This is a genomic window from Rhodanobacter sp. UC4438_H5, assembly GCF_052978405.1.
The window spans coordinates 2931589-2943896 of the sequence record NZ_CM129672.1 but is presented as its reverse complement, the minus strand read 5'-3'; the positions used below and the strand labels follow the sequence as shown (position 1 = coordinate 2943896).

General features: G+C 69.3%; 11 protein-coding genes and 1 pseudogene. 9 read left to right on the top strand and 3 right to left on the bottom strand.

The genetic code is table 11. The features are described 5' to 3' along the window. The first annotated feature begins 64 nt into the window (after positions 1-64). Entirely contained in the window at positions 65-1048 is a 984-nt protein-coding gene (locus ACVCL9_RS13545; RefSeq protein ID WP_447097741.1) for a LysR family transcriptional regulator, read from the top strand. Positions 1049-1221: 173 nt separating this feature from the next. Here the strand turns inward: ACVCL9_RS13545 and ACVCL9_RS13540 are convergent, their stop codons facing one another. Then, positions 1222-2019, bottom strand: coding sequence for an undecaprenyl-diphosphate phosphatase (locus ACVCL9_RS13540; protein WP_447097742.1), 798 nt, complete (start codon positions 2017-2019; stop codon positions 1222-1224). A 131-nt stretch (positions 2020-2150) separates the two neighbouring features. Here ACVCL9_RS13540 and ACVCL9_RS13535 point away from each other — a divergent pair, with 131 nt between their 5' ends. From ACVCL9_RS13535 to glnA, 5 genes are all read left to right on the top strand, one after another. Continuing rightward, the gene (locus ACVCL9_RS13535; protein WP_447097743.1) at positions 2151-3044 is read left to right on the top strand and encodes a pirin family protein; all 894 of its coding nucleotides are present in this window, start codon (positions 2151-2153) and stop codon (positions 3042-3044) included. A 273-nt stretch (positions 3045-3317) separates the two neighbouring features. Beyond that, positions 3318-4079 carry a TorF family putative porin gene (locus ACVCL9_RS13530; RefSeq protein WP_447097744.1) on the top strand — a complete coding sequence of 254 codons (762 nt, stop codon included), beginning with the start codon at positions 3318-3320 and terminating at the stop codon, positions 4077-4079. 23 nt (positions 4080-4102) lie between these two features. Next, entirely contained in the window at positions 4103-4441 is a 339-nt protein-coding gene (locus ACVCL9_RS13525) for a P-II family nitrogen regulator (protein ID WP_395120700.1), read from the top strand. 117 nt (positions 4442-4558) lie between these two features. Continuing rightward, positions 4559-5875 carry an ammonium transporter gene (locus ACVCL9_RS13520; protein ID WP_447097745.1) on the top strand — a complete coding sequence of 439 codons (1317 nt, stop codon included), beginning with the start codon at positions 4559-4561 and terminating at the stop codon, positions 5873-5875. Positions 5876-6052: 177 nt separating this feature from the next. Then, positions 6053-7465 carry a type I glutamate--ammonia ligase gene (glnA, locus tag ACVCL9_RS13515; protein ID WP_447097746.1) on the top strand — a complete coding sequence of 471 codons (1413 nt, stop codon included), beginning with the start codon at positions 6053-6055 and terminating at the stop codon, positions 7463-7465. Between the two features lie 57 nt (positions 7466-7522). On the opposite strand, the pseudogene ACVCL9_RS13510 reads toward glnA, so the two are convergent. Beyond that, positions 7523-8094: pseudogene (locus ACVCL9_RS13510) on the bottom strand (NADPH-dependent FMN reductase). A gap of 36 nt (positions 8095-8130) precedes the next feature. Continuing rightward, positions 8131-8742, bottom strand: coding sequence for an NAD(P)-dependent oxidoreductase (locus ACVCL9_RS13505; RefSeq protein WP_447097747.1), 612 nt, complete (start codon positions 8740-8742; stop codon positions 8131-8133). A 122-nt stretch (positions 8743-8864) separates the two neighbouring features. Here ACVCL9_RS13505 and ygiD point away from each other — a divergent pair, with 122 nt between their 5' ends. The 3 genes from ygiD (at position 8865) to ntrC (ending at position 12270) form a co-directional block, all read left to right on the top strand. Then, positions 8865-9659, top strand: a complete 795-nt coding sequence (gene ygiD / locus ACVCL9_RS13500; protein WP_447097748.1) for a 4,5-DOPA-extradiol-dioxygenase — start codon at positions 8865-8867, stop codon at positions 9657-9659. A 138-nt stretch (positions 9660-9797) separates the two neighbouring features. Then, entirely contained in the window at positions 9798-10808 is a 1011-nt protein-coding gene (locus tag ACVCL9_RS13495) for a two-component system sensor histidine kinase NtrB (RefSeq protein ID WP_447097749.1), read from the top strand. Beyond that, positions 10801-12270 carry a nitrogen regulation protein NR(I) gene (gene ntrC, locus ACVCL9_RS13490; RefSeq protein WP_447097750.1) on the top strand — a complete coding sequence of 490 codons (1470 nt, stop codon included), beginning with the start codon at positions 10801-10803 and terminating at the stop codon, positions 12268-12270. Before ACVCL9_RS13495 ends, ntrC begins: the two co-directional genes overlap by 8 nt. Positions 12271-12308 lie beyond the last annotated feature (38 nt).

Genomic DNA, 12308 nt, shown 5'->3' with positions numbered 1-12308 from the left:
AAAATCCGTTTCTTGCGCACTACACTCGTGCGCCGCAGTCACGAATCGACGAGGAATTGAAACAATGGAAGACTTTTCCGCCATTTCGACCTTCGTCCGCGTGGTCGAGGCCAAGAGCTTCGCCGCCGCCGCCAGCCAGTTGGGCATGACCCCGTCCGGCGTCAGCCGGGCCGTGACCCGACTGGAAACCCAGCTCGGTGCCCGGCTGTTGTTCCGTTCCACGCGATCGCTGCGTCTGACCGACGACGGGGCCGCGTTCCATGCCCGTTGCAAGGAGATCCTCGCCGATCTCGCCGAGGCCACCGAGGCGCTCAACTACGCCAACAGCAAACCCACCGGCAAGCTGCGTGTGGGCATCTCGCTGTCGGTGGGGCGCGCCGCGGTGATCCCCCGGCTGACCGAGTTCGAGCAGCGCTACCCGGACATCCGGCTGGAGCTGTCGATGAGCGACTCGGCCTCGGACCTCAACGGCGAGGGCCTGGATTGCGCGATCCGCGTCGGCCAGCTGGAGGATTCCAGCCTGATCGCGCGCAAGATCGGCTACCTGCGCAACGTCGTGTGCGCCTCGCCCGAGTACCTGCGCAAGTACGGCGCGCCGCGCAGCATCGAGGATCTGAAGCATCACCGCTGCATCAACTACGTGTATCCGAACGGCCGCCCGCGACAGTGGCAGTTCGACACGCCCGGCGGCCCGCTGGAGGTCGACATCGACGCGCACATGCTGATCAACGACGGCGAATCGGTGCTGCAGGCGGTGGCCGCCGGCCTGGGCATCACGCAGGTGCCGCGCATGCTGGCCGCGTGCATGCTGGACAAGGGCATGCTGGAGCTGGTGATGACGGATACCGCCTCGACCGGCAAGCCGGTGTGGATCGTCTATCCGCAGAAGAAGCACCTGTCCGCCCGCGTGCAGGCCTTCATCGAGTGGGTGCGCGAGCTGTTCGACCGCACCAACCAGCCGGGACATGGCGCCACCGGCATGCCTGCGCCGAAAGCCGCGGTGGTTGCGGGCGCCGGTGCGCGTCCGCTGGAGTCGCTGGTGGCCTGAGCGGCTCCGGCGCCGTCGCCGGAACAGCGTGGGCGGATCGCCTCGCGCGCGCGAAGCTGGCGATATTCGGGCGTCGAAATCCTCGCGCAGCGCGTCGGGTTAGCGCAGTGCCGCGTCGTGCTCCAGCGCATCGGGCAGGGCGTGCGGCGACGGAGCGTGCATCGGCGGGACGATCAGCCCCCCGCGGGCACCAGCAACAGCAGCGCCACGCCGAAGGCGATGCGATAGATCGCAAACGGCGTGAAGCGGTGGCCGACGATGTAGCCGAGCAGCCACTTCACCGCGACGAAGGCGGTGATCGCCGAGACCACGAAACCCACCGCCAGCGCGGTCCAGTCCTCGTGCACCGCGCTGCCGCCGTGCAGCACCTTCAGCAGCTCGTAGCCGGTGGCCGCGTACATGGTGGGAATGCCGACCAGGAAGGCGAACTCGGTGGCCGCCGCGCGGTTGCTGGTGCCGAACAGCATCGCCGCGAAAATCGTCGCCGCCGAGCGCGAGGTGCCGGGGAAGATGCCGGCAATCATCTGCGCGATGCCGACCAGGATCGCCACCCGCCAGGTCACCTCGCTGCGCTCGGGCTGGCGCGCGGCCAGCAGCTCGGCGCCGATCATCCAGAAGCCGCCGATGACTAGCGCCCAGGCGATCGGCGTCACCGTCTCGGGCAGCTTGAAGCCGAGCTTCACCGCGATGAAGCCGAGCACGGCGGTGATCGCGAAGGCCACGACCAGCTTCAGCAGGTAGTCGCGGTTGGCCGGGTCGCGCCACTGCGTCAGCAACTGCCAGATGCGCTTCCAGTAGATCAGCGTGACCGCCAGGATCGCGCCGGCCTGGATGCCGATGTTGAACAGGTCCGAGCGTGCGCCCAGCCCGAACTTCTCGGCGATCAGCAGGTGGCCGGTCGAGGAGATGGGCAGGAATTCGGTGATGCCTTCGATGATGCCGAGCAGGATGACGTGGAACAGGTCGATCACGGGAAGGTCCGATGCAGTAGGCAGCGGCATAGCTTACGGGGTTGGCCCGGCGCTGGCACGGAGAGGTGAAAGCGCGCCCGCGGTGCGATAGTGGCCATCCGTCGACCCGCCCGCCCACCCGGAGGTACGCCATGATCGAACTCGTCATTCCCCAGCGCCGCCGCGACCTCGGCAGTTTCGAGGTTGGCCGCGTGCTGCCGTTCGCCCAGCGCCGCATGGTCGGGCCGTACATCTTTTTCGACCGCATGGGCCCGAAGCAGCTGGCGCCGGGCCTGCCGCGCGAGGCGGACGTGCGCCCGCACCCGCACATCGGCCTGTCGACCATCACCTATCTGTTCCACGGCGAGATCACGCACCGCGACAGCCTCGGTTCGGAGCAGCCGATCCGCCCCGGCGAGGTCAACTGGATGACCGCCGGCCGCGGCATCACCCACTCCGAGCGCTTCGAGCGCCTGCGCCGCGAGGGCGGGCCGCTCGATGGCGTGCAGCTGTGGGCGGCGCTGCCCGATGAACGCGAGGAAATGGAGCCGGGCTTCTGGCACTACGCCAGCGAGGCGTTGCCGGTATTCGGCGAAGGCGGCGTCAACGGGCGGATGATTGCCGGGCGATTGGCGGGCGTGGCCTCGCCGGTGAAGGTGGACTCGCCGCAGTTCTACGTGCACTGGACGTTGCGTGCGGGCTCGCGCACCTCGCTGCCGGCGGAGTACGCCGAGCGCGCGGTCTATGTGGCCAGCGGCGAGGTCGAGGTGGATGGCCAGCGGGTGGAGGCCGGCAGCATGGCGGTGCTGACGGCCGGCAAGTCCGCCACCATCGCCGCGCTGGACGACGCGGTGGTGATGGCACTGGGCGGCGAGCCGGTGGGGCCGCGCTACATCGACTGGAACTTCGTCTCCTCCTCGCCGGAGCGGCTCGACCAGGCCCGCGCCGACTGGGCCGCCGGGCGCATGAAGCTGCCGGACCTGGACCACGACGAGTTCATCCCACTGCCGCCCAGGCTGGACGCGAAGCCGGAGCCGATGTCCTGAGGCGGAGCGGGTTGAACCGCTTGCCGGCATGACCCCGCACGCACCGGAACAGTGCAAGCCGGTCGTCTCGACCGCCGTGGTTGGTGCGAACGCAGGGGCGTCCGCGGCGCCGCCGCGACGCCGATGCCCTCACGGCAACGGTTTCCGTGCATGGCATGGGGCTTGCTGAGGGTCTGGTGAGGCCGCGCGGTCGCGCGGTCATGTCGTAGGTGCATGGACGTCTGGACGTCTGGACGGCCATCGCCACGGCACCACCGGTTCGAGGGCGGGTCCATGAGGCGAAGCGGGATCTTTGCGGCAGTGGCCGTGTCGTGCTGCGCCGCCACCGGCCCGGCACCGCTGCGGGCGGGCGACGCGCCGGCCAGTCAGTGGATCGGCAATGCCGGCGTGGTCAGCGACTACCTGTTCCGCGGCATCTCGCAGACCGACCGCAAGCCAGCCGTGCAGGCCGGCGTCGAGTTCGATCACGCCGACGGCTGGTACGTCGGCGGCTGGGGCAGCAACGTCAGCTGGCTGTCCGATACCTCGACTCCGGCCGCGCCGGTTTCCAGCAGCGTGGAGCTGGATCTCTACGGCGGCTGGCGCAGCCGTCTCGGTGATGGCTGGAGCGTCGACCTGGGTGCGTATCGCTATCAGTACCCGGGCAGCTATCCCGCGGGCGCCACGTTGCCGAACACCAGCGAGATCTACGTCGCGGTCGCCTGGAAGAACCTGTCGCTGAAGTACTCCTGCGCACTCACCCCCTTGTTCGGCTATGCCGACAGTGAGCGCAGCGGCTACCTGGATCTGTCCTGGAACCAGCCGCTGGCGCCGGGCTGGCAGCTCAACACGCACGTCGGCCACCAGCAGGTGGCGAACGTGCCCGGCGCGTCGTACAGCGACTGGAAGCTGGGCGTGACGCGCAGCTTCGCCGGCAACTGGTCGCTGGCGCTGGGCTACTACGACACCGACGCGCGCCGCCCGGTCTACACCAATGCGCGCGGCCACTACCTGGGCCGCGCCACGGCAGTGCTGAGCCTGGCCCGGTCGTTCTGAACACATTTCCGCGGGAGCCACCCATGAAACTGATCACCAGTGTCATCCGTCCGCACAAGCTCGACGAGGTCCGCGATGCGCTGGAAGGTGCCGGCGTGTCCGGGATGACCGTGACGGAAGTGCGCGGCTTCGGCCGCCAGAAGGGCCACACCGAGTTGTATCGAGGCGCCGAGTACGTGGTCGATTTCCTGCCCAAGCTCAAGGTCGAGGCAGTGGTGCCCGACGCGCTGCTCGACACCGCGCTGGACGAGCTCCAGCGCGCCGCGCGCACCGGCAATGTCGGCGACGGCAAGGTCTTCGTCACCGACGTCGAGCAGGTAGTCCGCATCCGCACCGGCGAGCTCGATGCCGATGCGCTGTGATCCGGCCATCACCCGGTTCGAGTGCCCAATCTTCGGCTCTCGTCATTCCCGCCTTCGCGGGGACGACGCCCTTCAGGCGAACGCCATCCTCCTGACCCCCAGCCCGCGAGGCTTTCGATGAAATCATTCAAGTTCCGCCGCGGCCTCGTTGCGGCCCTGCTGCTGGCCGCGCCGCTGCTGCACGCCGCCACACCGGTGCCGACGGTCGACAAGGGCGACGTGGCGTGGATGCTCACCTCCACCTTGCTGGTGCTGCTGATGACGGTGCCGGGGCTGGCGCTGTTCTACGGTGGCCTGGTGCGTGCGAAGAACGTGCTGTCGGTGCTGATGCAGGTGTTGACGGTGTTCTCGTTGCTGCTGCTGCTGTGGGTGGCCTACGGCTACAGCCTCGCCTTCGGTGGCGATGGCACGGTGATCGGGGGCTTCGGCAAGGTGTTCCTGCGCGGCGTGACCAGGGACACGCTGTCCGCCACGTTCAGCGCCGGCGTGGCGCTGCCGGAGTACGTGTTCGTGGCGTTCCAGGCCACCTTCGCCGGCATCACCGGCGCGCTGATCGTGGGCGCGCTGGCCGAGCGTATGCGGTTTCGCGCCGTGCTGCTGTTCGCGGCGCTGTGGTTCAGCTTCGCCTACCTGCCGATCGCGCACATGGTCTGGTACGGACCGGACGGCTATCTGTTCGCCAAGGGTGCGCTGGATTTTGCCGGCGGCACGGTGGTGCACATCAACGCCGGCGTGGCCGGCCTGGTCGGCGCCTGGCTGGTCGGGCCGCGGCTGGGTTTCGGGCGCGAACCGATGAAGCCGCACAACGTGACCTTCACCATGATCGGCGCGGCGCTGCTGTGGGTGGGCTGGTTCGGCTTCAACGCCGGCTCCAACCTGGAGGCGAACGCGGGCGCGGCGCTGGCCTTCCTCAACACCTTGCTGGCCACGGCGGCGGCGGTGCTGGCGTGGCTGGCGGTGGAGGCGATCCTGCGCGGCCACGCGTCGATGGTCGGCGGCGCCTCCGGCGCGGTGGCCGGCCTGGTCGGCATCACGCCGGCCTGCGGCACGGTGGGGCCGATGGGCGCGATCGTGATCGGTGCGGTGGCCAGCCTCTGCTGCGTGTGGGGCGTGACCGGACTGAAGAAGCTGCTGCGCGCGGACGACGCGCTGGACGTGTTCGGCGTGCACGGGATCGGCGGCATCGTCGGCGCGCTGCTGACCGGCGTATTCACCGCCCCGGCGCTGGGCGGCACCGGCGCGGCGGGCTTCTTGATCCTCCGTCAGCTCGGCGTGCAGGCGCTGGGAGTGGGCATCACCGTGCTGTGGAGCGGCGTGGTTTCCGTGCTGGCCTTGCTGGTCGTCAAGCTGGTCTTCGGCCTGCGCGTGCCGCATGAAGCGGAGCGCGAAGGGCTGGACATTACCTCGCACGGGGAAAGCGCTTACGATGGGTGAATCGGCCGGCCGGGTTCTTGCGGATTGACCCTGGTTGGTGCAATCACATGCGCGATTGCACCAGCCTGAAACTCTCCGATCGCGTCCGAGATCGCGCAAGCCATTGCCGCGCAACGCTTTCCCCCGCTGGCACACGACTTGCTCAACCAGTTCGTCCATCCCCATCGAGGTTGCTCCATGTCCGCCGCCAACCAAGTGCTCGACCTGATCCAGGAACATGACGTCGAGTTCGTCGACTTCCGCTTTGCCGACATGCTCGGCGTGCACCACCATGTCACCTTTCCGGCCCACGCGATCGACGAGTCGACGTTCGAGGACGGCAAGATGTTCGACGGCTCCTCGATCACCGGCTGGAAGGGCATCAACGAGTCGGACATGATCCTGCTGCCCGATCCGGACACCGCCCACCTCGACCCGTTCAGCTCGCACGTGCAGCTGATCCTGCATTGCGACGTGCTGGAGCCGTCGACGATGCAGGCCTACGGCCGCGACCCGCGCTCGATCGCCAAGCGCGGCGAGGCGTATCTCAAATCCACCGGCATCGCCGACACCGCGTTCTTCGGGCCGGAGCCGGAATTCTTCATCTTCGATTCGGTGCGCTGGCAGAACGACCCGGGCCGCGTGTTCTACGAGATCGGTTCCGAGGAAGCGGCGTGGTCGTCGCGCTACAAGTACGACGGCGAGAACCACGGTCATCGCCCCGGCGTGAAGGGCGGCTATTTCCCGGTCAGCCCGGTCGATTCGCTGGGCGACCTGCGCGCGGACATGTGCAAGGTGCTCGAATCGCTGGGCCAGACCGTCGAAGTGCATCACCACGAAGTGGCGAACGCGGGCCAGTGCGAGATCGGCGTGAAGTTCAACACGCTGGTGAAGAAGGCCGACGAGCTGATGACGATGAAGTACGTCATCAAGAACGTGGCGCACCAGAACGGCAAGACCGTCACCTTCATGCCCAAGCCGCTGGTCGGCGACAACGGCAGCGGCATGCACGTGCACCAGTCGCTGGCCAAGAACGGCGAGAACCTGTTCGCCGGCGATCTCTACGGCGGCCTGAGCCAGACCGCGCTGTGGTACATCGGCGGCATCTTCAAGCACGCCCGCGCGATCAACGCGTTCGCCAACTCCACCACCAACAGCTACAAGCGCCTGGTGCCGGGCTTCGAGGCGCCGGTGATGCTGGCGTACTCGGCGCGGAATCGTTCCGCGAGCTGCCGCATCCCCTACGTGGCCAGCCCGAAGGGGCGACGCATCGAGGTGCGTTTCCCCGACCCGATGAACTCCGGCTACCTGGTGTTCACCGCGCTGATGATGGCCGGCCTGGACGGCATCCTCAACAAGATCGACCCGGGCGCGCCGGCCGACAAGGACCTCTACGACCTGCCGCCGGAAGAGGAGAAAAACATCCCGCAGGTGTGCTCCAGCCTCGACGCCGCGCTGGAAGCGCTGGACAAGGACCGCGAGTTCCTCAAGGCCGGTGGCGTGTTCACCGACGACTTCATCGACGCCTACATCGAGGTGAAGATGAAGGAAGTGACCAAGTACCGCGCCAGCACGCATCCGCTGGAGTTCCAGATGTACTACTCGCTCTGAGCGAGGCGTCCAGGCGGTAAGACAACGGGCGCCGCGGCGCCCGTCGTCGTGCCGGAGTCAGCTTTCCCGCGGCAGCACGGTGAGCACGCGTTCGATGAACACGTGCAGCTCCTTCATGTAGTTGGTCAGGAACTCGGCGGTGGACGGGTTGGTGACGTTGCCGTCCTCGTCGATCAGGCCCGGCTTGAACTGGAGGTACGCCTCCATCGTGTTCATCAGCGGCGAGTTGCAGAAGCACAGCACGCCGCGCAGTTGTTGCTGGGCGACCGCGGTGCCGATCGAGCCGGGCGAGGTGCCGATCACGGCGGACGGCTTGCGCGCGAACGAGTTCTTGCCCCACGGCCGGCTGGCCCAGTCGATCGCGTTCTTCAGCGCGCCGGGGATCGAGCGGTTGTATTCCGGCGTGACGAACAGCACCGCGTCGACCTCGGCGATCGCCTGCTTGAACGCGCGCGCCACCGCCGGGAAATCCGCGTCGTAGTCGTAGCTGTACAGCGGCAGGTCCCCATCGGGATCTCCACCAGCTCCAGTTGCGGCGCTGCCAGTTTTGCCAGCGCGTGGGCCAGCTGGCGGTTGATCGAGCCCTTGGCGAGGCTGCCGACGATGTAGCCAACCTTGTACTTGCTCATGGGATGTTCTCGTGGCGCGTGCGGTGAGGGCGCGGTTCAGTAGCCCGCCGTGAACCGCTGCCGGAGATGTTTCGGCGTTTCCAGTTCGTCGACGAGGGCGATCGCGTAGTCTTCCATCGAGATCCAGCTCTTGCCGCCGGCGTCGGTGAGCAGCGCGTCGTCGCCGACGCGGAAGCTGCCGGTGCGTTCGCCGGGAGCGAACTCGGCCGACGGCGACAGGAAGGTCCAGTCGAGGTCGTGCTCGCCGCGCAAGGTGTCGAGGAAGCGGCGACCGCCCTCGGCCTCGGGCCGGTAGGCCGCGGGAAAGCCGGGCGTGTCGAGCAGGACCTGCCCCGGCGCCACTTCCAGCGTGGCGGCACCGCCGACCACCAGCAGCCGCCTGACCCCGGCCTGTTTCACCGCGGCGAGCAGTGCGGCCGCTTCGATGGTGGCGAACTTCAGCGCGCTGATCACCGCGTCGTGGCCGGCCAGCAGCGGTGCCAGTTGCGCGGGCTGGTCGGCGTCAGCGTTCTTCAGGACCAGGCCCGGCTGGCCGGCCAGCTTGCCGGTGTCGCGGGCGATGCCGGTGACGCGGTGGCCGCGGCGCAGCAGTTCGGCCAGCAGGCGTGAGCCGACGCGGCCGGTGACGCCGATCAGGGCGATGTTCATGCTTGCCTCCCTGGGGTGGTATCGCGCTGATGGTCGATGGCGTCGCGTCGGCGATCGGGCCAGACTAACGCCGCGAATGTAAGCAGTACGTGGATACGAATCGTCACTGCAGGAGTCCCCCGATGACTGAGCGGAACACCTCGACGCGCCTGCCGACGATCTTCTTCGGCCACGGCAATCCGATGAATGCGCTGCAGGACAACGACTGGAGCCGCGGCTGGGCCGCGCTTGGCCGCCGCCTGCCGCGCCCGCGCGCGGTGCTGTCGGTGTCCGCGCACTGGTACGTGCCGGCGACCCTGCTCACCGCGATGGCCCGGCCGCGCACGATCCACGATTTCGGCGGCTTTCCGCGCGAGCTGTTCGAGGTGCAATACCCGGCGCCGGGCGACCTCGACCTGGTGCGCCGCGTGCGCGAACTGCTGCAGCCGCTGGACGTGGGCGAGGATCGCTCGTGGGGGCTGGACCACGGCACCTGGTCGGTGCTGCGCCACGTCTATCCCGACGCCGACGTGCCGGTGGTGCAGCTGTCCATCGACGAGTCGCAGCCGCCCGCGTTCCACTACGGCCTGGGCCGCCTGCTGCGGCCGCTGCGCGAGGAGGGCATCCTGCTGATCGGCAGCGGCGACGTGGTGCACAACCTGCACGCCTATGCCTGGGGCCGGCATCCGGCCGAGCCGTTCGACTGGGCGCTGCGCTTCGAGGCGAAGGCGCGCGAGCTGATGCTGCAGGGCGATCACCATGCGCTGGTGGACTACGAGGCATTGGGTCGCGACGCGGAGCTGTCGATCCCCACGCCCGACCACTACCTGCCGCTGCTGTACGTGCTCGGCGCCAGCGACGAGGGCGACGCGGTGACGTTCCCGGTCGAGGGCATGGACGGCGGCTCGATCTCGATGCTGAGCGTGCAGTTCGGCTGAGCGTCGCACTGGGCGCGCGGCCCGCCGCGCTCGACCGCAAGAAGCGGGGGCGGTGCCGCCGGGTTGCGGGGGGTCGTGCCTGCGGCGGGGCGGTCCCCGGCATTTGCACCAAATGGATACATTGCCCATGATGGTGCAATGAGCGATCTGGCGTGGCAGACATGGGCACAGCAGCTGGCAACCGGCATCGTGCTGGTCGACGCCCGGCTGCGCCTGCGCTGGCTCAATCCGGCGCTGGTCGAAGGGCTGGAACTGGGCGTGCGCCACCCGTTGGGGCAGCCGCTGACGTTGCTGTTTGCCGACGGTGACGAGGCTGTGGCGCGGGCGGCGCGGGTGCTGGCCGCGCAGCGGCCGGCGCAGTGGCGCGCGGTGCCGCTGGCCGCCGCGAACGGCCGCGAGATCCGTGCGGACATCGCGCTGCAGCCGTTCGACGATGGCCTGCTGCTGGAGGTGCACGTGCTGGCCGAGCCACTGTCGGCGAGCTCGCCGCTGTCGGCCACCCTGCGCGGTTTCGCGCACGAGGTGAAGAACCCGCTGGCCGGCCTGCGCGGCGCTGCGCAACTGCTGCAGCGACGGGTCGACAACGACGACCTGCAGGCGCTCGCCGGCATGATCATCGACGAGGCCGACCGGCTCGGCACGCTGGCCAATCGCCTGCTGCACCACGACGGCGCCGCGCGGCTCGGCCCGGTCAACATCCACCAATTGCTGGAGCGCCTCGCCGACCTGCTGCAGGCCGAGCCGGCGCCGCCGCAATGGCGCCACGACTACGACCCCAGCGTGCCGGACCTGCTCGGCGATGCCGATCGCCTGCACCAGCTGCTGCTCAACCTGGCGCGCAACGCGCTGGAAGCCGGCGCCCGCACGCTCACCCTGCGCACCCGCGTCGAACACGGCGTGCGCCTCGGTGAGCGGATGCTGCGCACGGCGCTGCGGCTGGAGCTGATCGACGACGGCGCCGGCATCCCGGCCGGCCTGCGCGACACCTTGTTCGAACCACTGGTCTCCGGTCGCGCCGACGGCACCGGCCTGGGCCTGGCGCTGTCCCGCGAGATCGCCCGCGAACACGGCGGCGAACTGCGCGGCGCCAGCCGCCCCGGCGAGACCGTGTTCACGCTGTACCTGCCGCTGGAGCGCGCGCATGACTGACCGGACGAAGATCCCTGCAGGAGCGCACCTCGTGCGCGATGCTCCTGCGTCACGCAACGACAAGCATCGCGCGCAAAGTCCGCTCCTGCAGGAAATCTGGATCGTCGACGACGACCGCGGCGTGCGCTTCGTGCTGGCCGAGGCCCTGCGCGATGCCGGCCTCGCGGTGCGCGAGTTCGGCGATGCCAAGGCGGCGCGCGCGGCGTTGCGCGACGAACGCCCCGCGCTGCTGCTCACCGACGTGCGCATGCCGGGCGAGGACGGCCTGAGCCTGCTGCACGACCTGCAGCAACGCGCGATCGGCCCGGTGATCGTGATGAGCGCCTACACCGACGTCGCCACCACGGCGGCAGCCTATCGCGCAGGTGCGGTGGATTACCTGGCCAAGCCGTTCGACCTCGATCACGCCGTGGCCGTGGTGCAGCGCGTGCTGGCCAGCGCGGCGAACGTGGCCGCGCCGGCTCCCGCCGCGCCGGTCGCCCGCCACGCCCTGCTCGGCGACAGCGCGCCGATGCGCGAGGTGTTCCGGCTGATCGGCCGCGTCGCCGCCAGCGACCTCAACGTGCTGGTCACTGGCGAAACCGGCACCGGCAAGGAACTGGTGGCGCGCGCGCTGCACGAGGAGAGCGCGCGCCGCGAGCAACCCTTCATCGCACTGAACACCGCCGCGATCCCCAGCGAGCTGCTGGAGAGCGAACTGTTCGGCCACGAGGCCGGCGCGTTCACCGGCGCCACCCGCCGCGTCGCCGGCCGTTTCGAGCAGGCCGAGGGCGGCACGCTGTTCCTCGACGAGATCGGCGACATGCCGCTGATCCTGCAGACGCGGTTGCTGCGCGTACTGGCCGGCGGCGAGTTCTACCGGGTCGGCGGGCGCGAACTGATCCGCTGCAACGTGCGCATCGTCGCCGCCACGCATCAGGATCTTTCCGCGCGCGTCGCCGCCGGCGCATTCCGCGCCGACCTGATGCACCGGCTCGACGTGGTGCGCATCGAACTGCCGCCGCTGCGCAGCCGCCGCGGCGACATCGCGCTGCTGGCGCAGCACTTCCTGGCCGCCACCGCGCAGGAACTGAAATTGTCGCCGAAGCGCTTCTCCAGGGCCGCACTGAAACTCGTCGCCCAGCGCGACTATCCCGGCAACGTGCGCGAGCTGGAGAACCTGTGCCGCCGGCTGGCGGTGATCGCGCCGGGCAGCGAAATCCTGCCCGGCGACCTGGGCGACGCTGCGGACACGGCACGCGGCGGCGAATGGACCGACGCATTGCGCGAGTGGGCCGCGCAGGCGCTGGCCGATGGCGAGGCGGACATCCATGCCCGCGCCCGCGAAGCGCTCGACCAGACCCTGCTGCAGGCCGCGCTGCAGGCACACGAAGGGCATCGGCAGAACGCGGCGCAGGCGCTCGGCGTGGGACGCAACACGCTGACCCGCAAGCTCGGTGCCTCGCGCACGCGGCGACGTTGAGTTGGCCCGCGGCCGGCGGGCGGTGCCCGCCCTACACG

What these genes read in the sequence shown, in the direction of transcription:
- ntrC (WP_447097750.1), top strand. Translation starts at nt 10,801, where the DNA reads ATGACTGACCGGACGAAGATCCCTGCAGGAGCGCACCTCGTGCGCGAT.
- ACVCL9_RS13535 (WP_447097743.1), top strand. Translation starts at nt 2,151, where the DNA reads ATGATCGAACTCGTCATTCCCCAGCGCCGCCGCGACCTCGGCAGTTTC.
- ACVCL9_RS13520 (WP_447097745.1), top strand. Translation starts at nt 4,559, where the DNA reads ATGAAATCATTCAAGTTCCGCCGCGGCCTCGTTGCGGCCCTGCTGCTG.
- ygiD (WP_447097748.1), top strand. Translation starts at nt 8,865, where the DNA reads ATGACTGAGCGGAACACCTCGACGCGCCTGCCGACGATCTTCTTCGGC.
- ACVCL9_RS13530 (WP_447097744.1), top strand. Translation starts at nt 3,318, where the DNA reads ATGAGGCGAAGCGGGATCTTTGCGGCAGTGGCCGTGTCGTGCTGCGCC.
- ACVCL9_RS13505 (WP_447097747.1), bottom strand. Translation starts at nt 8,742, where the DNA reads ATGAACATCGCCCTGATCGGCGTCACCGGCCGCGTCGGCTCACGCCTG.
- ACVCL9_RS13545 (WP_447097741.1), top strand. Translation starts at nt 65, where the DNA reads ATGGAAGACTTTTCCGCCATTTCGACCTTCGTCCGCGTGGTCGAGGCC.
- ACVCL9_RS13525 (WP_395120700.1), top strand. Translation starts at nt 4,103, where the DNA reads ATGAAACTGATCACCAGTGTCATCCGTCCGCACAAGCTCGACGAGGTC.
- ACVCL9_RS13495 (WP_447097749.1), top strand. Translation starts at nt 9,798, where the DNA reads ATGAGCGATCTGGCGTGGCAGACATGGGCACAGCAGCTGGCAACCGGC.
- glnA (WP_447097746.1), top strand. Translation starts at nt 6,053, where the DNA reads ATGTCCGCCGCCAACCAAGTGCTCGACCTGATCCAGGAACATGACGTC.